The organism is Archangium sp. Cb G35 (assembly GCF_001896145.1).
GTDB classification, from domain to species: domain Bacteria; phylum Myxococcota; class Myxococcia; order Myxococcales; family Myxococcaceae; genus Archangium; species Archangium violaceum.
The window spans coordinates 72,444-92,159 of the sequence record NZ_MPOI01000021.1; the positions used below are offsets into that span (position 1 = coordinate 72,444).

Sequence of the window (19,716 nt, forward strand, 5' to 3'; positions counted from 1 at the left end):
GGGTCTGCCCGCGTGACGCGGCCGTCCATGGTTGGAGCAAAAAATATCTGAAGGGGACCCCCCATGGGGAGGGAGGGGCAGGTGGGTGTAAGGTGCGCGTGGGCTCCTCGCGATGGGGGAGCGTTTTGCTACGAGCACAATCACTCATGAAGAGTCTGAAGCTGGCGGTTCTGCCCCTGATGACGCTGCTCGCGGTGCCGGCTGTGGCCGCGCCGCGCGTGAAGGTCATCCTTCCGGAGAAGACGAAGAACACCTGCATCCGCAAGGTGGCGCGGCTCTCCTCGACGCTCAAGTACGAGGCGGCGCTCGCCGAGCTCGCGACGCCTGGATGTACGCAGGAGCTGAGTCCGGAGGAGCAGCTGTGGGTGTCGTTGATGGAGGGCGTGCTGCACCAGTCGCTCGAGCAGATGCCGCAGGCGGAGGAAGCCTTCTGCCGTGCGCTGAAGCAGGAGGAGCTGGCGAGCCTGCCGCTGGAGAATCCCGCGGCGGGGATGGACGAGCTCTTCGAGAAGATGCGGGTGGAGTGCCCGGATCGCGAGAAGGCGAAGGCGGCGCAGGCCGAGGCCGAGGCCGCCGCCAAGGCCGCTGCCGAGGCCGAGGCGGCGGCAGCGGCGGCCGCACCGCCGCCCGTGGAGCCGCCGCCCGCCGTCGAGCCGGAGCCGGCGTACTCGCTGGTGGACTCGTTCGAGCTGTACGCGGGCCTGCATGGTGAGGCGGACGTGGGGAGCACGGGGCCGGTGCCGCTGGGGGGCGTGAACGTGAACGCCTCGGTGGGGCTGCCGTTCGGGCTGAGGGCGGGGCTGGGCCTCACGGCGATGGCGTCGCCGCGGTTCTCCTCGGCCATCGGGCTGTTGCTGGCGGACGTGCGGCTGGCGTACCCGTTGATGTCGTCGCCGGGGAAGTTCGGGCTGCAGGTGTTCGCGTCGGGTGGCCCGCTGCTCTACGCGCCCAGCCCCATGGCGGCGGGAGGCCGGGCGGGACTGGGCGTGGCGCTGGACGTGTCCAAGGTGCGCGTGTCGCTGGGTGGCTCCTATGAGTGGCGCAGCCACTACCGGCTCGACTACGCGGCGCCGATGGCGTGGCTCGAGCTGGGTTGGAAGCTCCGGTAACGCTCCGGGTGCAGTGAAAGGAAGCCGCCGCGGTCCAGGGTTGCCTGGGCTCCGGCGGCTTCTTCATTTTTACTTCCAGTGAATGCGTGGATGTGGGTGAATACGGCTTTTCCTTGTCTGGCTTGAAGGGTCGGGAATTCCATTGTATCCAGGATGGCGTGCCGTGCATGAAGCCGGTTCTCCCTCCAAGGGTTCTCTCGATGAAGATGAAGACGCTGCTCCTGGGTGTGGCCTGTGGGTTCCTGCTGTCGGCGTGCGGGGGTCCCATCGAGGAGGAGGCGGCGCCGGCGCCGGTGGAGGAGCTGGGCACGGTGCAGGGAGCGCTGTGTGAGGGGTGGGACTCGGGGGCGCGCCGGTGTTCCTTCAAGTGCACCAGCACGTCGACGTGGTGGACGACCTATTCCTCGGTGGCCTACGGCGACTGCACGGAGTTCGCGAGGCGCGAGTGCGGCTTCACCGCGTACGGCACCTGCTGGAGCAAGTAGCCGCGGCGTTTGCCTCGAACGAGTCAATCCACTCCAAGGAATCTCCCATGAAGATGAAGACCCTGTTGCTCGGCGTTGCGTGTGGTTTCCTGCTGTCCGCGTGCGGTGGCGTTGAAGAGGAGGCGGTCACCGGCGAGGAGCAGCTCGGCGCGGTGGAGGGAGCGCTGTGTGAGGGCTGGGACTCGGGTGCGCGCCGGTGTACCTGGAAGTGCACCAGCGACGCCCCGCGCTGGTACTCGGTGACCGCGGGCTACGTGGCCTACGGCAACTGCACGCAGTACGCGACCACCCAGTGCGGGAGGACGCCGTACGCCACCTGCTGGAGCTTCTAGCAAGCCGTCGCGACGGATGGAGGCCGCCGAGGACCAGGGGGTGCCTGGGCCCGGCGGCTTCTCCGTTTTCAGTGCCTGGGGTGCTGGTCCCGTGCCGTGGAGGCGGTATCCCGTGGCGCGGATGTCCGATGGGCATCCAGGAGCGCTCGAGCAGGAGGTCTCCAGAGCACCAGCGTCTCGAATGAGCACCTGGCTTGCGACTTGCTCTGTCTCGTCGCGAGGGTGACGGGGATGGCGGCAACGGGTTGACCTTGGAGGTCACCTGCCCCACGCTTCGAGACATGGAGCGCGATCGGCGGGGCAACGCGGAGGCCTTCCCCCAAGCACCCTCCCAGCAGGAGTGGGAGGCGATGAGCGTGGAGGAGCGGGAGCAGGTGGTGGCCTCACTGCCCGGTGAGGTGACGTGGGACGAAATGGCCATGCCGGAGGGCGACCGGCACCTGGGGGCGAAGGTGAGCGCGCTGGATGTACTGAGGGCGCACTTCAGCCGCCACCGGCGGCCCCGGATGTACCTGGGAGCGGAGCTGCCCGTGTACTACCCGGGCGAGCGGCGTTTCGCGCCGGACCTGTTGGCGGTGCGGGACGTGGAGCAGCACGAACGGGACAAGTGGGTGGTGAGTGCCGAGGGGAAGGGGCTGGACTGGGTGATGGAGGTGCACGTGGGCGGCGATCGGAAGAAGGATGCCGAGTACAACGTGCGGCGCTACGCGCGGGTGGGCATTCCCGAATACTTCATCTACGACCGGAAGAAGGAGCGGTTGATGGCGTACCGGCTGCCGGCGTCCGGGCCGGGGAAGTACGTGCCCATTCCCCTGGTGAGGGGGCGCTACCACTCGGAACAGTTGGGGTTGGACTTGCAGGTCGAGGAGGGACGGCTGCGCTTCTGGGCGGGGCGCACGCCCCTGCTGGAGTCGAACGAGCGCATCGCTGGGCTGAAGAAGGAAGCGAGGCAGTTGCGGCGGCGCGCGGCCGAAGAGGTACGGCGCGCGGCCGAAGAGGTGCGGCGCCGGGAAGAGGCGGAGCAACAGCTCGCGAAGCTGCGAACCGAGTTGAAGCGGCTCAGGACACGGGGCGCCTGAGCTTCGAGCGGAGGAGGGGTGGCCCTCCCCCGTTCGGAACCCGCTACCCGAGCTTCTTGATGAAGGCGGCGGTGAGCTCGGCCTTCTTCGCGTCGCTCTCGCCCGCGGGCACGATGAGGATGCGCTCGGGAGGGAGCACCTTGCGCGCGCGCTCCTGCAGGTGGGCGGAGTATTTGGCCACGTACTCGTCGGCGGTCTTCTGGGCGACGCCGGAGGCCAGCCCCTTCTTGCGCTGCTCCTCCAGGCCCGCGAAGTCGAGCACGCACCCATCGGCCTGGCCGAGGTAGAGCAACCAGCTGACGCTGTAGAGGCCCACGCGCTGCTTGTCGGCGGCGAGCTTCTCGAGCGCGTCCTTGTAGTAGGGGGCGAGCTTGGGGTTTTCGCCCGGAGGCAGGCCGCCCTGGAGCAGCAGCTTCTGGGCCTCCTTGTTGTCGGAGACGGCGTCGGTGATGGCCTCGTTGTCCACGAAGGTCAGCTGGGACGTGGCGCAGGCGCGAGCCATCCAGGGGGCGGCCTCGGCCGGCTCGTTGTCGAAGACGATGACGAAGCGCTTCATCGGAGAGGGTCTCCAGGTAGGGGATGCGGCCATCATAACCCCGGGAAGCTGGCCGGAGAGCATCCTGGCGAGCGGATTCCTCGGCGGGAACACGGAGCCCGCTCTCCTGGTGCACGGGGTGGCGGGAATGCGGCGCACGTGGGAGTGGCGGGTTAGAGAGAGGGCGTGTCTCCACCGCTTTCCTCCCCGCGACCCCCCCAATCGCTGAAGGCCCGGCTCAAGGGCATGGGCACCCTCTTCCGGCAGTTGCCGGGCACCTTCCGGCTCTTCTGGGAGGCGAGTCCCCGCGGCGCGGTGGTGCTCGGGCTGCTGACGCTGGTGGCGGCGCTGGTGCCGGCGTCCATCGCCTGGGTGGGCAAGCTCATCGTGGACGGGGTGGTGGCGGCGCAAGCGGGCGGGGGCGAGGCCGCGCGCGAGCGGGTGCTGCGGCTGGTGCTGCTGGAGTTCGGGCTGATGGTGGGCTCGATGACGCTGGACCGGGCGTTGTCGCTGACGCGCGAGCTGCTGCGCGCGAGCCTGGGCAACCTGCTCAACGAGCGCATCCTCCAGAAGGCACTGCAATTGGAGCTGCGGCACTTCGAGGACTCGGACACGTACGACAAGATGCAGAACGCGCGGCGCGAGGCCAACAGCCGGCCGTTGGCGCTGGTGATGGATGCGTTCTCCATCGTGCGCAACATGGTGACGCTGTCCACGTACGCGGTGCTGCTGGTGTCGCTGTCGCCGTGGAGCGTGGTGGTGCTGGTGGCGGCGAGCATCCCGGCGTTCATCGCGGAGGCGCGGCTGGCGGCGGAGGGATTCCGGCTCTACTCGTGGCGGGCGCCCGAGGGGCGCAAGCTGAACTACCTGGAGTGGATCCTCACGCGGGACAACCACGTGAAGGAGGTGAAGGTGTTCGCGCTGGGCCCGCTGGTGCTGGGGCGCTACCGGACGCTGTTCCAGAAGTTCTTCCAGGAGGACCGGGCGCTGGCGCTCAAGCGGATGGGATGGGGACTGGGGCTGGGGCTGCTGTCGTTGGGGGCGTTCTATGGGTGCTACATGTTCGTGGCGAACCGGGCGACGCTGGGGACCATCACGCTGGGAGACATGACGCTGTACCTGATGGTGTTCCGGCAGGGGCAGACGGCGTTCCAGGGAATCCTCTCGAGCGTGGGGAGCATGTACGAGGGGGCGCTCTTCATGAGCAACCTGTTCGCGTACCTGGAGATACCGACGGGGCAGGAGGCATCGCGGGTGCTGCCCGCGCGCACGGCGCCGAGGGGACGGGGCAACGCCATCGAGCTGCGCAACGTGTCGTTCCGCTACCCGGGGAAGAAGGAGTGGGCGCTGCACAACCTGTCGCTGAAGCTGGAGCCGGGGGAGAAGCTGGCGCTGGTGGGCGAGAACGGGGCGGGGAAGAGCACGCTGGTGAAGCTGCTGCTGCGTCTGTACGAGCCCACGGAGGGGGAGATCCTCTACGGGGGTGTGAACCTGAAGGACATGGAGCCGGAGGACCTGCGTTCGAGGTTCGGAGCGGTGTTCCAGGACTTCGTGCGCTACCAGTTCAGCGTGGCGGAGAACATCGGGTTGGGGCACGTGCCGGCGCTGGAGGACCGCAATCGCATCGTCCGGGCGGCGGAGCAGGGCGGGGCGAGCACGGTGATTTCGGCATTGCCCAACCAGTACGACACGATGCTGGGCGGTTGGTTCGAGAAGGGACAGGAGCTGAGCGGGGGGCAGTGGCAGAAGCTGGGAGTGGCCCGGGCGTTCATGAGGGAGGACGCGGAGGTGCTCATCCTGGACGAGCCGACGGCGAGCATCGACGCGGAGTCGGAGCACGCGCTGTTCGAGCGCTTCCAGGAGCTGGCGGCGGACCGGATTGCCCTGGTCATCTCGCACCGGTTCTCGACGGTGCGGATGGCGGACCGGATTGCCGTGCTGCACAACGGCGAGGTGGAGGAGCTGGGGAGCCACTCGGAGCTGATGGCGCGCAACGGGCGGTACGCGCACCTGTTCAACCTGCAGGCCCGGGGCTACCGGGACTGAAGAAGGGTTGCTCCGGCGGCGGCCCGTGTCATCCTCGGCCGCCCTCACACCGGAGGTAGCGTGTTGGAGCAGGTCCTCGCATTCGCCAAGGCAGCTTCGGACTTCATCTGGGGGCCCTATCTCCTCATTCCCTTGCTGCTCGCCACGGGGCTCTACCTCACCGTGCGGCTGAGGGGTGTGCAGTTCCGCGAGCTGGGCCACTCGCTGTGGCTGGCCTTCGTGGTGCGCCGTGAGCAGGGCGCCGAGGGAGACATCTCTCACTTCCAGGCGCTGATGACGGCGCTGGCGGCGACGGTGGGGACGGGGAACATCGTCGGCGTGGCCACGGCCATCGCGCTCGGTGGGCCGGGGGCCGTCTTCTGGATGTGGATGACGGGCCTGGTCGGCATGGCGACGAAGTACGCCGAGGCGTTGCTCTCGGTGCGCTACCGCATCACCGATGCCCGGGGCGAGCAGGCCGGTGGACCCATGTACTACCTCAGCCGCGGGATTCCCTCGCGGCTCGGACGGGTGCTGGGGTGGCTCTTCGCCTTCTTCTCGGCCATCGCCGCGTTTGGCATTGGCAACATGGTGCAGTCCAACTCGGTGGCGGGCGCCCTGCACACCTCGTTCGGCATTCCCCTGTGGGTGAGCGGGCTGGTCATCGCGCTGCTGGCGGGCGCCGTCATCCTGGGGGGCATCAAGTCCATTGGCCGCTTCACCGAGTTCTTCGTGCCGGTGATGATTGGCGCGTACATGATTGGCTCGGGCGTGGTCATCGCCCTGCACCTGGAGCGCGTGCCCGCGGCCATTGGCCTCATCTTCTCGGAAGCGTTCAGCGGGACGGCCGCGGTGGGGGGCTTCACGGGAGCGACGCTCGCGGCGGGCATCCGCTATGGCGTGGCCCGGGGCATCTTCTCCAACGAGTCGGGGCTGGGCTCGGCGGGCATCGCGGCGGCGGCGGCGCAGACGCGCCAGCCCGTCGTGCAGGCCCTGGTGTCGATGACGCAGACGTTCATCGATACACTCGTCGTCTGCTCCTTCACCGCGGTGACCATCCTCTCGACGGGGGCGTGGACGTCGGGGCTCAACGGAGCGGCGCTGACGCAGATGGCCTTCCGTGACGGCTTGCCGGGCAACTGGGGCGGGTGGATCGTCGCCGTGAGCCTGGCGATGTTCGCCTTCTCGACCATCCTCGGGTGGAGCTACTACGGGGAGAAGAGCATCGAGTACATCCTCGGGGTGCGCGCGGTGGTGCCGTACCGGGTGCTCTTCGTGGTGGCCTCGTTCTTCGGGGCGCTCTACAGCCTGGAGTTCGTCTGGACGCTCTCGGACGTGATGAACGGGCTGATGGCGCTTCCCAACCTCGTGGGCCTGCTGCTGCTCAGTGGCGTCATCGCGGCCGAGACACGCCAGTACCTCGCGCACAAGCGGCACGGCGGAGCCCCCTGAGCCGAGGGGGCACTGAGGGTGCACCGTGCCCACTGTCCCCTCGCCCTCCGGGAGAGGGACGGGGTGAGGGTGCCACGCCTCCCGGGTTCCCCCCAGGGAGTCGGACACGAGGCGCCTACCTCCTGACTTCTTGCGGAGCGGCCCGCGAGCGATAAGAGCGCTGTCCATGCCCTACACGCCCATCATCGGCACGCTTGGCTACGTCATGTCCCCGGACGGGACGAAGGTGCTGCTCATCCACCGCAACGCGCGTCAGAACGATGCGCACCTCGGCAAGTACAACGGGCTCGGCGGGAAGATGGAGCCCGGGGAGGACGTGGTCTCCTGCATGCGCCGTGAAATCCGCGAGGAGGCGGGCATCGAGTGCACGGAGCTGACGCTGCGAGGCACCATCAACTGGCCCGGCTTCGGCCCGAAGGGCGAGGACTGGCTCGGCTTCATCTTCCGCATCGACCGCTTCGAGGGCACGCCGCACGAGCGCAATGTGGAGGGCACGCTCTCGTGGGTTCCGGTGAAGGACATCATGAGCCTGCCGTTGTGGGACGGAGACCGGCACTTCCTGCCGCTGGTGTTCGACGCGGACCCGAGGGCGTTCCACGGGGTCATGCCCTACGCGGAGGGCAAGGCGGTGAGCTGGTCCTTCACGCGAATCTGAGACCCGTGCTCACTCCGCGCGACGGAACGTGTCACACGCCTCGACCGTGCCCTGCTCGAGCCCCCTGCGGAACCACTCGACGCGCTGCGCCGAGGAGCCGTGGGTGAAGGACTCGGGGACGACATGGCCGCCGGAGCGCCGCTGGAGCGTGTCGTCGCCGATGGCCGAGGCGGCCTTCAATCCCTCCTCCACATCCCCCTGCTCGAGAATCTGGCGCTGGCGCTGGGCGTGGTGGGCCCAGATGCCGGCGAAGCAATCGGCCTGGAGCTCCTGGAGGACGGACAGGGCATTGGCCTGGGCGCGGGACGTGCGGCCGCGCTGGGCGTGGACGCGCTCGGAGATGCCGAGCAGGTTCTGCACGTGGTGCCCCACCTCGTGTGCGACGACGTAGGCCTGGGCGAAGTCACCGGGGGCGCCGAAGCGGCGATCGAGCTCGCGGAAGAAGCCGAGGTCCAGGTACACGCGCTGGTCCAGGGGACAATAGAAGGGCCCCACGGCGCTCTGCTGGAAACCACAGCCGGATTCCACGGCATCCGAGAAGAGCACGAGACGCGGCTCGACGTAGCGCACGCCGAGCGGTTCGAGCAGCCGGGGCCAGGTGTCCTCGGTGTCGGCGAGGATGACGGAGACGAAGTCCTCGAGCTGGGCCTGGGCGGGGTCCACCGGCCGGCCCGAGCCGCCGACGCCCCCCGAGGGCGCCTGGGAGTCTCCGGACAGCAGGACGGACGGGTCGCCTCCGAGCAGCAGCACCAGCAGGGCGACGACCAGGGTGGTGGCCCCGCCTCCAATGGCAAGCGGGCGTCCCACACCCCTGCCGCGCCGGTCCTCGATGTTCGAGCTGCGACGACCCCCTTGCCACCGCATCGGTGCCCCTCCTGGCCGGTTCCCGGTCCGTTTCCAAGTTAGACAGCGTGGCCCACCCCAGGGCGCCGGGGCCGGAAGGCTCGGATGAATAGCGAGCAGGGGAGCGGATAATCCCGCCGTCTTCCAGTACACTACCTTTCCAATGACGTTGTCGGTGGACTCGCGCATTTTGACTTTTCTCCTGCGGCTGACGTCCATCGCGGCGAGCACCGCCATCCTCGTGGGAGCCGTCGTCCTGGTGGGCGGCTGGGGCTTGGGAATCGAGGACCTGACGGTCCTGGGGCCGGGCATGCCCGCCATGGTTCCAGTGACCGCGGCCGGGCTCATTCTCACGGGCACGGCACTGGGGCTGCTGTGCCCCGTCACTTCGTCACCGTTCCGGCGTTGGGCGGGCCGCGTCTGCGCCGTCCTGGCCGGCCTCTTCGGCGTGCTCGTCCTGGCCGACTATGTCTTTCATGGAGAGTGGGTCGGCGGGCTCTTCGTCTGGCTGACGCCCACGTCCCGGATTCCCTCGCCCCAGACGGCGCTCTGCTTCCTCCTGCTCGGCCTGTCCCTGTTGCTGCTCGACGTGGAGACGCGGAGCGAGCGCCGGCCCGCGCAGTACCTCGCGCTCGCCGTGGCGCTGCTGTCCTGGACGGCGCTGATTGGCTATGGGACGGGCGCCTCCCAACTCCATACGCTGCCGGGCCTGCCCGCCGGAATCGGCATGGCCTTGCACACGAGCACGGTCTTCTTCGTCCTGAGCCTCGGGATTCTCGGGACGCGGCCCACCCATGGGCTCATGCGCACCTTCACCGGAGCGCACGCGGGCAGCGTCATGGTGCGCCGCTTGCTGCCGCCGCTGATGCTCGGCCCCTACGTGGTGGGCCACCTGTCCCTGCTGGGGACGCGCGCCGGCCTCTACTCCTCCAGCACGGCCTTCGCCCTCGTCACGGGCATGCTGACCTTCATGGGACTGCCCTTCCTCTGGTCGGCGTCCCGCAGGCTCAACCAGGCCGGGCTGGACCTCGAGCAGGCCTGGCGCTCCGAGGCGCTCCAGCGCGCGTGGCTCATGAGCATCATCGAGCAGATGCCCGACGCGGTCCTCATCCTGGACGAGCAGGGGCACATCCTCGTGGCCAACGCGGCCGCCAAGTCGTTGTGTGCCAGCGACTCCAGCGGGCTGGATGCCTTTGGCAACCGGTTCTTCTTCGACCTGCGCAGGCCCTCCGGCGAGTCCCTCTCCTGGGAGGAGGTGCCCTTCGTGAGGGCGGTGACGCGCGGCGAGCTGGAGCCGGGAATCGAGCTGTCGCTGTGGACGCGGGACGGGCGGAGCGTGCCGGTGCTGGCGAGCGCGACGCCCATCCAGGGGCGCCAGGGGACGCCGGGCGGAGCCGTCTCCATCTTCCGTGACATCACCCCGCTCAAGGAGCTGGAGCGCCAGCGCGAGGAGTGGACCTCGGTGGTGGCCCATGATCTGCGCCAGCCGGTGAGCGTCATCGCCCTGGCGCTCGATGCGCTGCGCAACGACATGCCCGAGGGCCCGCCCGCGCACCAGGAGGAGCCCCTGCGGTGGATCGACACCAGCGTGGGCAACCTGCGCCGGATGATCGACGATCTGCTGGACGCCTCGCGGATTGAAGCGCGGCAGTTGCGGCTGGAGCGGCGGCCGGTATCGCTCACGGAGCACGTGCACGCGTGCGTCCGGCGGATGGAGGGACAGGCCCGGGGCCGCCCCATCCGCGTCACCGCTCCGGACGAGGCGCTGACGTCGGGAGATCCGCTGCGCATCGATCAGGTGATCACCAACCTGCTCTCGAACGCGGTGAAGTACGGCGCGTCCCAGACGCCCATCGACGTCGAGGTCACCCGGCTGGAGAACGAGCTGCGGGTGTCGGTGTCCAACGAGGGGCCCGGCATTCCGCCGGAGGAGCTGCCCCGGCTGTTCCGCCGCTTCCACCGCACGCCGGGGGGACAGAGGCAGGCGGCGGGGATCGGCCTGGGGCTCTACATCTGCAAGGGGCTCGTCGAGGCGCACGGGGGCCGGCTCTGGGCCACCAGCACCCCGGGCCGCAGGACGACGTTCTGCTTCAGCCTGCCGGAGCTGGAGCAGCCGGAGCAGTCCCTGGCGTCCGGCACCCACTGAGAGCATCCGCCGCGCGGGCTCAGCGCAGGGGGCGCTTGAGGCAGTAGTTCGCGGCCGCGTCGACGGTGACGAGCTCCCAGCCTTGCTGGCCCACGGTCTTGAGCAGCGCGGTGACGTCTTCCGCCGGCAGGCCGAGCACCCCGACCTCCGGTTTCACACAGAAGTAGTCCCAGCGCGGGGTGCTGGTGTCCGTCTGGGCGAGCGCGGGGGGGACCCACTGCACGCGCGAGGCGGCGCAGCCGGCCAGGAATACGAGTGCGAGCAGGAGGTTGCGGCGGGTCTCGGTCTTCATGTGTCGCTCTCCTCGGAAGGGCCAGGGTTGGAGGGGCCCTCGGAGGCCGGTACCCTACGTCATCCATGGCTCAGCCCCTCTCTCCGTCTCCGTCCTCTCCGCCTCCGGCCTCGCCCCACGCGGTGGGCTCACCCGAGGGCGGTGCCCCGCGCTTCGGTTGGTTGCCCACGCCGGGCACGTGGAAGTTCCACCTGCTGCTGAGCGCGGTGGCCATCTTCATTCTCGGGCCGCTGGGAGGCATCGCCGCCTCGTACATGAACTTCAGCCTGGGCTTCTTCGTGGGCGGGCAGGTGCTGGCCGGCATCCTCGGCAGCGCCGTCACCTACGGCTACGGCCCCGAGGGCAAGCACGGCGCCAACTACATGCAGACGATGGCCGCGTCGGTGGCCTCCATGTGCGCCATGTCCGTGCTCATCCAGGCCATGGTGTGGCTGGGCATGCCGCAGCCGCCGGCCTGGCACCTGATGCTCTTCGTGGGGTGCGTGGGCATGTTCGGCGTGGGCGTGGGCATGCTCTACACGCCGCTGCTGGTGGACCGGTTGCAGCTGGACTACCCGTCGGGCTACGCGGTGGCCAACATCCTGCGAGCGCTCACGGACAAGCGGCTGCTGAAGGCTTCCATCGCCAAGCTGGGCGGAGGCACGGGGCTGGGCGCGGGGGTGGCGGCGCTCACCGAGCGCGTGGCGGCGGTGGGGGCCTCGGGCCTGAGCGCGTCCACCATTGGCGCGGGCATGGTGGTGGGCAGCCGCATCACCGTGCCGGCCGTGGTGGGAGGCCTCATCGGTTATGCCTTCACCCCGTACCTGCGGAGCATCGGCTGGCTGGGGGCGGACGAGCCGTTCCGCAAGATTGGCTTCCTCATTGGCCTGGCGATGATCTGCGGCGCGGCGGTGGTGGACCTGTCGCTGCTGGCGGTGCAGGCGGTGGACCGGGTGCGCAACCGGGCGAAGGTGGCGGCCGACGAGGTGCCCGCGTGGAAGCAGGTGAGCCTGCCGAAGCTGTTCGGCTGGGTGGGCTTCTGGGCGGTGGCGGTGGTGGTGGTGGCCACGCGGCTGCTGGAGCAGCCCCTGGGCTTCATCCTCTTCGGCCTGGGGCTGTCGCTGCTCTTCGTGCTCGTCAACGGCATCGCCTACGGCATCACGGACCAGAATCCCATCTCCAGCGCCTTCGTCATCTCGGTGCTGTTGATGTCGCTGCTGGGGCTGAAGAACCCGCTGGTGGGCGTGATGGCCGCGAGCATCCTGCTCATCTCCACCTCGGTGGGCTGTGATATGCAGCAGGACCGCTCCACGGGCTGGCGGCTGGGGACGGACCGCACCATTCAATTCCGCTACCAGGTGATTGGCATCGTCATGGGCGCGGTGCTGTGCGTGGGACTGGCGCGTGTCTTCATGAGCGCCTATCCGGTGCTGGCCATCAACCAACTGGACAACCCAGGGGCTCCGGTGGGGCAGTGGAGCTCGGCGATGACCTACAAGTTCGTGGGCGCCATCCGCAGCCTGGGCTCGCTGTCGGAGCACACGGTGAAGGCGCTGCTCTTCGGCCTGGTGCTGGGCTTCGTCATCGAGGTGGCGCGCAAGCTGCTCAAGCGCCACGCGCGCTACCAGGCCTTCCTGAAGGGCTCGCGGGCGGGCTACGCGGTGGGCTGGACGATGGACGCGGTGCTGCTGTCGAGCCCGTATGCCTCGTCCTTCGGCGGCTTCGTGAACCTGCCGGCGGCGCTCTGGTTCGGCGCGGGCGGCGTCCTGTCCTCGCTGTGGAACACGCTGACGAAGAAGGCGGCGCCGCACGCGGCGGGCTCGCCCGGAGAGGGCGAGGCGTTGCCGGAGGACATGAGCACGACCTCGCTGGTGGGCGGCGGGCTCATCGCTGGCGAGTCGCTCTACTTCCTCTTCGTGGGACTGGCCGGACTGCTCGCGCTGCTCGGGTGAGCGCCCACTCCCACTCCCTCTCCCTCTGGGAGAGGGCCGGGGTGAGGGTGTACGGGCCCGGACCCCCCTTTTGTAACTCCTACCGATGTACTTCTTACCGACTCTTGCCTCGTCCCGGAGTGCAGGTCTCGCCAACCCCCTGAAATCACAAGCACCAGCCCCCGGAAATCCGCTGGCACGCGGAATGCTCTATCTCATCCACGTAAGGCGGGTGGGGCAGGACGGGTTGGGTGGGGTTGGGACGGGCGGGTGGGGCAGGACGGGCGGGTCGGTCGAGGGCGGCGGGTAGGGGTTGGGGGGGTTGGGGGGAGCAGTACGGAAGGGTTGGACGGGTCGTTGCTTCTTCGGGGGTAGTACCGGGGGTAGTGCAGTGGGGAGGAGCTGCTTGGGGGCGGCTCCTCCCCGTTTTTTTTGGAGCGCGGGCTCAGGAGCGCTTGCTGAGCACTTCGCACTCGGCGGACATCTCGTAGACGAGCGGCACGCCGGTGGCGAGCTCCACGCCCACGACCTGCTCGCCGGTGAGCTTGTCGAGCTTCATCACCAGGGAGCGGTTGGAGTTGCCGTGGGCGACCACGAGCACGTTCTTGCCCTGGCGCAGGTCGCCGCTGATGGCGCGCTCGTAGAAGGGCAGCACGCGCTTGGCCGTCATCTCCAGGGACTCGCCGTTGGGGGGCGGGATGTCATAGGAGCGGCGCCACTTCTTCACCTGGTCATCGCCCCAGCGCTTGGCGGCGTCTTCCTTGTTGAGGCCCTGGAGGTCGCCGTAGTGGCGCTCGTTGAGGGAGGCGTCGCGGATGACGGGGATGCGCTGGCCGAGCGACTCGAGGATGATGGCGAGCGTCTCCTGGGCGCGGGTGAGGGCCGAGGTGTAGGCCACGTCGAACTTGAGGCTCTTGAGGGACTCGGCGGCCTGGCGGGCCTCGGCACGGCCCTTCTCCGTCAGGGGCACGTCCACGAAGCCGGTGAAGCGGTTCTCATGGTTCCACAGGGACTGTCCGTGTCGGACGAGAGCGAGGATGGGCATATGCACGCCCCCTACTTCAACCCGGGCGGGCGTGTAAACCCTGCTGTAAACCCCGTTGTAAACCCTCTCATGGATGGGCGGCGCAATCCTCCGAGGCGGGGGCCTCCACCGACAGGGTGAGCCGGGGTGCCCATTCGAGGCGCACGTGCTCCTTGGAGGCGAAGTCCACGCCGTTACGGGACTCGGTGATGAGCGCGAAGCCGTAGGGCCCGCTGCCCGTCACGAAGGAGGTCACGTCGTACTCCACCCAACTGCCATGGGGCACGTCGCCCACGTCACCCAGGGGGCCGCCCGTCACCGAGGGCTGTTGGCTCCACGTGAGGCTGTCCTCGCTCCAGGCCGTGGTGGCCGGGTACAGCTTGGGCCCATCCGTGCTGCCGTCCATGGCGTAGAGGCGCAGCGTGGCCCGTCGCACCGGGCCCGGCTGTGCGGGCACCTCGAAGCGCAGGAAGGCCGAGCGCCGCGAGAGATTGTCCGCCACCAGCTTGCGCTCGGCGCCGAAGAGGGGCTGCTCCTGCCCCTCCTGCACATACGCGTCGTCCGTGGGAGCGAGGTCCACCTGCCGCGGCTCCAGGGCCGAGGACTCCTGGCACCGCGAGCTCCCCGCCATATCGCTCGTCTCCCCGCCGCACCGGGCGAGCAGCATCAGCGCGGCCCATCCGGCAACACCCCTGACACTCCAGTGCACACCTTGCTTCATGTTCCCCCCTGCTTCCCAGGGGCCAGCCGTGCACCGGGGATGCCAGGAGGAAGGGGCCAGACAACCCCGAATCGTCCGCGAAACCCCGTGCGCGTGGGGTGGTGGCGCGCTCACTTCGGGAAGGCGCGTTGCCCTCGGAGAGCGGACGTGGGAGCACCGTGAGGCGTGGCGGTGCCTGCTCCCGCCCCTCGGGGCAGGCCCGTGTGGGGCACCTGACGGGTGTTCGAGTCCCGTCGGGGACAACCTGGGAAGCCTGGCAATCTCAAGGGGTTGCTGGGCTTTTCTCACGCAGGGGCTCGGCGCGCTTGTCTGGCGGACTCACCCGGCTCCCACTCCGTGAAGACGCCTCGTTGCCCCGCCCGGGCTCTACCTCTTGCGGGGTAGTGGAGGTCGCGGTCAAAGCGGTTACTCTGGGGCCTTGATGTCGTCCACGGTCGTGTCCTCCGCACGGTCGGCAGGATGCCGTTGTCGCTTCGGGACGCATCACTTCGGGGGAGGAAAAGAATGGCGTTTCGGCCAGTGCAGTACAAAGAGGTTCAACACTTCATCAACCGAGCCTACAATGAATGCCAGGCATTCCAGTGGGCTCGGGAGACTTTGAAGAACGCACTCGAGGCTGGGGCGACGAAGGTTCATTTCGGTGTCGAGTATCAGGCCGTCGAGCGCCGCGGAGTCTATCGGAGGCTCATCGCCGACAACGGCAAGGGCATGACGGAGAAGCAGCTCTACGAGTACTTCTCGTATGCCGGCAATGGTGAGAAGCGGATCGGTGGCGAGCATGACAATTTTGGCATTGGGGCCAAGATCTCGCTCATGCCCTGGAATCCCTACGGACTCGTCATCGTCTCCTGGGTCGATGGCAAGGCCTCCATGATCTGGATCCAGAAGAGTCCACAAAGTGGTGAGTACGGTCTGCGCAGTTTCGAGGAGTATGGGGACGACAACGTCGTCGAGCCATTCGACGACCCCGAGCATGGTTGCGACTGGAGCAAGGTCAAGCCTGACTTCATCGAGGACCACGGAACCGTCATCGTCCTGCTCGGCGGCTCGGCGAAGGATGACACCGTCGAGGGTGACCCCAATCGTCCGAGTGAGCACGGTGCGTCGAGGAACCTCATCCACTACTTGAACCAGCGGTTCTGGGTGCTCCCGGAAGGAGCCGAGGTCACCGTCAATCGATTCTTGAATGATCGCGACAGGAGCAAGTGGCCCCATGATGCGCGCGCGGGCCGGCTCGCGCTCGACGATGATTTTCGAAGGGGCGCCTATATCACGCTGTACGGGAGCCGGGTACACATCACGCAGGCGCGCAGGAAGGGAAGGGCGGAGGTCTTGTCAGGCACCGTGCCCCTCCAGGACGGCACGCGCGTGCATTGGTTCTTCTTGAAGCACGGCGATATGCCTGATCAGGCGCAGGGCCCCAGCACGAGCTTCATCGGCATCCTCTACAAGGACGAGCTCTACCACGTGACGTCGCATCATGCGTTCTACCGAACCATGGGTGTGACTCCCCAGGCCGTGCGAACCAGGCTGTGGGTCGTCCTCGAGCCCCCGGTTGATGCTCCACCGAAGGTACCGGGTGTGTATCCGGAGAGCGCGCGTAGCGCGCTGAAGTACGCAGGGACACCCGACCGGTCCGTGCCCACGAACGACTGGTTGGCTGAGTTCTCCAAGCACATGCCCGAGGCGATTCGCCAGGCACTGGCCGAGGCCTTTGGTGATCAGAAGGATGATTCGAACATCACATCGAGACTGATGGGGCGGCTGTCACAGTATCTGAACCTCTGGGGCAAGAAGTTCAAGCAACGGAAGTTGTCGACGGTGGAAGGAGGGGGCGACGAGTCCGTGGACGTCAATCTGCCCATCTCCGGGGGGGTGGGTCTGGTGGTCGACGCTCGTGAGGGCAGAACGCCGAGCGAGCAGGGTGACAGCCGGGCACATGACCCCGTGGAGAAGACGCCCATCGAGGCGCTCGCGGAAGGGATCGATCAGAAGAACGCGCGGCGAAAGACGTCTCCTCGCCAGCTCCCCCAGGTCCAGTGGCGCGAGAAGACGGATTTCGGTGACCCGGAGAATCACCTCGCGCAGTGGATCGAGACCCAGCACCTGATTCAACTCAACAAGGAGCATCTCGTCATCAAGGAGCAGATCGCGCGATGGCAGTCGCGATATCCAGACCATCTCGCCGAGGACGTAGCTGGCAAGGTGCGGGATGTCTACTCGACCGCGGTGCTCAGCGTGTTCCTCGCGACGGAGGGCCTGAGCGTGGGGAAGTTTGATCGTGAGAACCGCTTTCGCACGCCCGATGTGCTGACGGTCGCTCTCCTGGGCTACTTCCGGGAAGACGAGATCATCCGACAGCAATTGTCCTACCTGGGGAAGGCAAAGGAGGGCGAGGAATGAAGATCGGCGTTGGATGCGGCGGAGCCAGGACCGTCGACCACGAACGGCACCCACGTCAAGACTGAAGGACTCCGGGAGCAGGACGCGCTCTCCGGGGTCTCGTCGCTTCAGCGGGGAAAGTGTCAAACGACTCGTTGCGGCATTTCGCCTTGATGAGTCGTCTAACTGCCAAGCCCAGCCGGACACCCCATGCCCGTCCGGAAAGCCCGCGGCGCCTTCACATTGGTGCTGTGTGACGGGAGCGAGCCGCGTGTCGTCATCCTCGGGAAAGTGACCTTCCCATGGCTCCAGGCGCTTCGGATGGTGTCAGATCCACCGAGTATTCCTCCGGAGTGATAACCCATCAGGGATTGGTCATCACCACGGGAAATTCTCATGAAGCTGGCCGGAGTGGTGGTGCTGTTCGTGCTCCTCACCGGATGCGCGACAACCCAGGGAACAGGTGGGTCTGGCCCTTCGCGCCCGCCGCCGGGAGCCCAACCCGCGACGAAGAAGGAGTTGCCCTGGGTGGACGTACCGGGCGGGCGGATGAAGACGACGCTCTACTATGGCCCCTGGCAATGCCGCCGGGAGTTCATGAACGACTGCCAGAAGCAGTGTGCCGCTGAGGGCTATCCGCTCAAGGGCTGCATGTGGCTGGCTGACTTCAAATTCGACTGGGAGGGAAGCCTCGTCCTTTTGCCCGTTCCCGTTCGGGCTGGGAGCCGCTTCGGCCTCTTTCACTGCTGCTGCAACTACCCCGAACTGTCACCAGTGGAAAACGCAGCTCGCCGCAAGGAGTGGGAGAAGTTTCGAGAGTCCTACCGGGAGGGGTGGAGCGAAAAGTTCGGAAAGTGGCCCGAGGAGGGTGAAGTATCTTGGCCGGGTCATCACATTCGGGACCTCAAACATGGGGGCAACCCGTCAGACCCCAGCAACATCTTCCCCGCGAAACCGAGCGTCCACGACATCTACAACAGGGCGTACCCCGCTTGTTATGGCGGCCAGCCGCCCTGGAATACGGTGGGCCCCCACCTGCCCTATACGGACTGACGATGACCACACCCATGAGCCGTCTGCTCGAAGAGGTCTCCCGCGACCACTTCCCCCATCCCCCGGCCACGCCCGAGGAGATCGAGGCGTTCGAGCGGCGGGTGGGCTGGACGCTAGACCCCGACCTCCGAGCCTTCTACCTGCACTGCAATGGGGCCGAGTTGATCAAGCGGCTGCCCAACACCCCCTACCGCCTTCTCCCTCTAGCGAAGATCGTCCGGGCTCGGGTGGCCATCTATGGCGAGGATGACGACCAGTGGGGCCCGGCCTCGGTGTTCGCCCTCTGCGACGTGCAGGACGGCAACTACGTGTTGGTGGACGTGGCCCGGCAGGAGAATGGCCGTTACCCCCTCGTTGATGGCTACCACGAGGCATGGCCCGATCCGAAGTACTGTGGGCCAGTCGCCAATTCCTTCTCGGAATTTCTGGAGCAGGTGCTTCGGACCCGGCGCAATCTCTACTGGCTGGGGGAGTAAACCCGGCCCGTCTCCAAAGTGTCTCCAAGACCGGAGGAGACTCCGATTGACAGCTCTGTGGCTCAGCCGAGCTCGGGCTGCGCCTGACGGATTTCCTGCCACAGCGCCTCGGGCGCGTTCTGCCGGAGGTGCTCCATCACGCGCCCGATGGGGACGCCCACATTGACCCAGGCCGTGCTCTTTCCCTGGAAGCTGACGTTCTCGACGTTGACCGACGACCGGTGCAGGGCCACGACCCGCCACGTATCGTCGAGCACGGGAGCGCCGGATGACCCCTGCTGCGTGTCCGTGAAGTAGCGAAGCTCCAAGGGGGAGCTCGCGGTGACGAGGTTGTTTCGACAGGCGACCTTCTTCTCCTGCCCGAGGGGGTGCTGGATGATGTTCACCGGCGTCCCCGCCGCCACCGGGCCGGTCTTCACGGAGAGCGGCCGGCGGGACTGCTTCTGTGCGAGCCTCAGGATCGCGTAATCGAGGCCTGGATCGCAGCTCTCGAGCCTCGCGACCGCGACCGGCACCGGCACCTGGGCCTTGGAGTCGAAGTCGAACCCGAGGCTTGCGTTCGCGGCCTGCAGCTCGAGCTCCGAGCGCGTCGCGGCGGCTTCTCCCTCCTGACGCGCATGGAGGACGTGGTGGTTGGTGATGGCCAGCTCGGGGGTGAGCAGCCAGGCCGTCCCCCGGTGGATGTACTCCCCTCCACTGGCGAGCATGCGGCGCGTGCTCCCGTCGTAGCGAGGCACCGTGACCAGCGCCACGGCCGCGCCCGCCGCAACCGCTCCCGCGAAGAACCCGAACGACACCATGTCGTCCTGGTGGACGATCCGCTCCTTCCGCTCCGGGACATTCTCCAGCTCGATGGGCGGAGCTCCGGATGAGCGCTGCGATATGGCGGAGAGCGCCCGGGCAAGGAGCTTCGCATCCTCGACGGGCCCAGCGACCGCCACCGCGCTCTTCAGCCAGACCTCGAGTGGCACGGAGCCATCGGTCAGGCGCTCGACGCTATTGAGCCGGTTGAGGGTATTGAGCAGCATCGTCGAGGGCGGAAGGCCCAACGTCTGGATGCTCCCCGCGAACTGGGGGTTGAGGCTGCTCAGCAGCGTCAGCTGGGTCATCGGGTTGACGAGCCCCATCCTGGTGGCCGCGGCCGTCAGCTCGAGGAGTTCGTCCTGCTTCAGGTATTTGAATTCCACGATTCCCCCA

The 19,716-nt window shown here is 67.6% G+C and carries 18 protein-coding genes; 12 read left to right on the plus strand and 6 right to left on the minus strand.

The window, feature by feature from the left end; genetic code table 11:
* The first annotated feature begins 146 nt into the window (after positions 1–146).
* The 4 genes from BO221_RS47255 (at position 147) to BO221_RS47270 (ending at position 3,005) form a co-directional block, all read left to right on the plus strand.
* A complete protein-coding gene (locus BO221_RS47255) occupies positions 147–1,109 on the plus strand; it encodes a hypothetical protein (RefSeq protein ID WP_073567522.1) in 963 nt (320 codons plus the stop codon).
* Between the two features lie 200 nt (positions 1,110–1,309).
* Positions 1,310–1,594, plus strand: a complete 285-nt coding sequence (locus tag BO221_RS47260; RefSeq protein WP_073567523.1) for a hypothetical protein — start codon at positions 1,310–1,312, stop codon at positions 1,592–1,594.
* Between the two features lie 47 nt (positions 1,595–1,641).
* Positions 1,642–1,926 (plus strand): hypothetical protein, encoded by a 285-nt coding sequence (locus BO221_RS47265; RefSeq protein WP_073567524.1) that lies wholly within the window; start codon positions 1,642–1,644, stop codon positions 1,924–1,926.
* A gap of 281 nt (positions 1,927–2,207) precedes the next feature.
* Positions 2,208–3,005: a Uma2 family endonuclease gene (locus BO221_RS47270; RefSeq protein ID WP_073567525.1), complete on the plus strand. Its 798-nt coding sequence runs from the start codon at positions 2,208–2,210 to the stop codon at positions 3,003–3,005.
* Positions 3,006–3,048: 43 nt separating this feature from the next.
* On the opposite strand, the gene BO221_RS47275 is transcribed toward BO221_RS47270, so the two are convergent.
* Positions 3,049–3,561 carry a hypothetical protein gene (locus BO221_RS47275; RefSeq protein ID WP_073567526.1) on the minus strand — a complete coding sequence of 171 codons (513 nt, stop codon included), beginning with the start codon at positions 3,559–3,561 and terminating at the stop codon, positions 3,049–3,051.
* A 225-nt stretch (positions 3,562–3,786) separates the two neighbouring features.
* On the opposite strand from BO221_RS47275, the gene BO221_RS47280 reads away from it, so the two are divergent.
* From BO221_RS47280 to BO221_RS47290, 3 genes are all read left to right on the plus strand, one after another.
* Positions 3,787–5,586, plus strand: coding sequence for an ABC transporter ATP-binding protein (locus tag BO221_RS47280; RefSeq protein WP_073567527.1), 1,800 nt, complete (start codon positions 3,787–3,789; stop codon positions 5,584–5,586).
* A gap of 60 nt (positions 5,587–5,646) precedes the next feature.
* Entirely contained in the window at positions 5,647–7,017 is a 1,371-nt protein-coding gene (locus BO221_RS47285; RefSeq protein ID WP_233166579.1) for a sodium:alanine symporter family protein, read from the plus strand.
* 166 nt (positions 7,018–7,183) lie between these two features.
* Positions 7,184–7,672 carry an 8-oxo-dGTP diphosphatase gene (locus BO221_RS47290; RefSeq protein ID WP_073567529.1) on the plus strand — a complete coding sequence of 163 codons (489 nt, stop codon included), beginning with the start codon at positions 7,184–7,186 and terminating at the stop codon, positions 7,670–7,672.
* A gap of 9 nt (positions 7,673–7,681) precedes the next feature.
* On the opposite strand, the gene BO221_RS47295 is transcribed toward BO221_RS47290, so the two are convergent.
* Positions 7,682–8,536: a neutral zinc metallopeptidase gene (locus BO221_RS47295; protein WP_073567530.1), complete on the minus strand. Its 855-nt coding sequence runs from the start codon at positions 8,534–8,536 to the stop codon at positions 7,682–7,684.
* 154 nt (positions 8,537–8,690) lie between these two features.
* On the opposite strand from BO221_RS47295, the gene BO221_RS47300 reads away from it, so the two are divergent.
* Positions 8,691–10,661 (plus strand): cell wall metabolism sensor histidine kinase WalK, encoded by a 1,971-nt coding sequence (locus tag BO221_RS47300; RefSeq protein WP_158080042.1) that lies wholly within the window; start codon positions 8,691–8,693, stop codon positions 10,659–10,661.
* Positions 10,662–10,680: 19 nt separating this feature from the next.
* Here the strand turns inward: BO221_RS47300 and BO221_RS47305 are convergent, their stop codons facing one another.
* Entirely contained in the window at positions 10,681–10,953 is a 273-nt protein-coding gene (locus BO221_RS47305) for a hypothetical protein (RefSeq protein WP_073567532.1), read from the minus strand.
* A 65-nt stretch (positions 10,954–11,018) separates the two neighbouring features.
* Between BO221_RS47305 and BO221_RS47310 the strand changes: the two genes are divergently transcribed.
* Positions 11,019–12,884 (plus strand): OPT/YSL family transporter, encoded by a 1,866-nt coding sequence (locus BO221_RS47310; protein ID WP_083682560.1) that lies wholly within the window; start codon positions 11,019–11,021, stop codon positions 12,882–12,884.
* A gap of 424 nt (positions 12,885–13,308) precedes the next feature.
* Here the strand turns inward: BO221_RS47310 and BO221_RS47315 are convergent, their stop codons facing one another.
* Both BO221_RS47315 and BO221_RS47320 read right to left on the minus strand, forming a co-directional pair.
* Complete coding sequence (locus BO221_RS47315) at positions 13,309–13,908, minus strand: 2,3-diphosphoglycerate-dependent phosphoglycerate mutase (RefSeq protein WP_073567533.1); 600 nt, start codon at positions 13,906–13,908, stop codon at positions 13,309–13,311.
* 67 nt (positions 13,909–13,975) lie between these two features.
* On the minus strand, positions 13,976–14,608 hold the full coding sequence (locus BO221_RS47320) for a DNRLRE domain-containing protein (protein ID WP_143196102.1): 633 nt from the start codon (positions 14,606–14,608) through the stop codon (positions 13,976–13,978).
* A 504-nt stretch (positions 14,609–15,112) separates the two neighbouring features.
* Between BO221_RS47320 and BO221_RS47325 the strand changes: the two genes are divergently transcribed.
* The 3 genes from BO221_RS47325 (at position 15,113) to BO221_RS47335 (ending at position 18,519) form a co-directional block, all read left to right on the plus strand.
* Positions 15,113–17,011 carry an ATP-binding protein gene (locus BO221_RS47325; RefSeq protein ID WP_158080043.1) on the plus strand — a complete coding sequence of 633 codons (1,899 nt, stop codon included), beginning with the start codon at positions 15,113–15,115 and terminating at the stop codon, positions 17,009–17,011.
* 375 nt (positions 17,012–17,386) lie between these two features.
* Entirely contained in the window at positions 17,387–18,043 is a 657-nt protein-coding gene (locus BO221_RS47330) for a hypothetical protein (protein ID WP_073567536.1), read from the plus strand.
* Positions 18,044–18,045: 2 nt separating this feature from the next.
* Positions 18,046–18,519: an SMI1/KNR4 family protein gene (locus BO221_RS47335; RefSeq protein ID WP_073567537.1), complete on the plus strand. Its 474-nt coding sequence runs from the start codon at positions 18,046–18,048 to the stop codon at positions 18,517–18,519.
* Positions 18,520–18,581: 62 nt separating this feature from the next.
* Here the strand turns inward: BO221_RS47335 and BO221_RS47340 are convergent, their stop codons facing one another.
* On the minus strand, positions 18,582–19,706 hold the full coding sequence (locus BO221_RS47340) for a trypsin-like peptidase domain-containing protein (RefSeq protein ID WP_083682562.1): 1,125 nt from the start codon (positions 19,704–19,706) through the stop codon (positions 18,582–18,584).
* Between the last annotated feature and the right edge of the window lie 10 nt (positions 19,707–19,716).

Excerpts from the sequence above, each read along its gene's own strand:
- BO221_RS47270 (WP_073567525.1), top strand. The coding sequence starts at position 2,208 with ATGGAGCGCGATCGGCGGGGCAACGCGGAGGCCTTCCCCCAAGCACCC.
- BO221_RS47265 (WP_073567524.1), top strand. The coding sequence starts at position 1,642 with ATGAAGATGAAGACCCTGTTGCTCGGCGTTGCGTGTGGTTTCCTGCTG.
- BO221_RS47290 (WP_073567529.1), top strand. The coding sequence starts at position 7,184 with ATGCCCTACACGCCCATCATCGGCACGCTTGGCTACGTCATGTCCCCG.
- BO221_RS47305 (WP_073567532.1), bottom strand. The coding sequence starts at position 10,953 with ATGAAGACCGAGACCCGCCGCAACCTCCTGCTCGCACTCGTATTCCTG.
- BO221_RS47335 (WP_073567537.1), top strand. The coding sequence starts at position 18,046 with ATGACCACACCCATGAGCCGTCTGCTCGAAGAGGTCTCCCGCGACCAC.
- BO221_RS47330 (WP_073567536.1), top strand. The coding sequence starts at position 17,387 with ATGAAGCTGGCCGGAGTGGTGGTGCTGTTCGTGCTCCTCACCGGATGC.
- BO221_RS47320 (WP_143196102.1), bottom strand. The coding sequence starts at position 14,608 with ATGAAGCAAGGTGTGCACTGGAGTGTCAGGGGTGTTGCCGGATGGGCC.
- BO221_RS47295 (WP_073567530.1), bottom strand. The coding sequence starts at position 8,536 with ATGCGGTGGCAAGGGGGTCGTCGCAGCTCGAACATCGAGGACCGGCGC.
- BO221_RS47325 (WP_158080043.1), top strand. The coding sequence starts at position 15,113 with ATGGCGTTTCGGCCAGTGCAGTACAAAGAGGTTCAACACTTCATCAAC.
- BO221_RS47275 (WP_073567526.1), bottom strand. The coding sequence starts at position 3,561 with ATGAAGCGCTTCGTCATCGTCTTCGACAACGAGCCGGCCGAGGCCGCC.
- BO221_RS47260 (WP_073567523.1), top strand. The coding sequence starts at position 1,310 with ATGAAGATGAAGACGCTGCTCCTGGGTGTGGCCTGTGGGTTCCTGCTG.
- BO221_RS47310 (WP_083682560.1), top strand. The coding sequence starts at position 11,019 with ATGGCTCAGCCCCTCTCTCCGTCTCCGTCCTCTCCGCCTCCGGCCTCG.
- BO221_RS47280 (WP_073567527.1), top strand. The coding sequence starts at position 3,787 with ATGGGCACCCTCTTCCGGCAGTTGCCGGGCACCTTCCGGCTCTTCTGG.
- BO221_RS47255 (WP_073567522.1), top strand. The coding sequence starts at position 147 with ATGAAGAGTCTGAAGCTGGCGGTTCTGCCCCTGATGACGCTGCTCGCG.
- BO221_RS47315 (WP_073567533.1), bottom strand. The coding sequence starts at position 13,908 with ATGCCCATCCTCGCTCTCGTCCGACACGGACAGTCCCTGTGGAACCAT.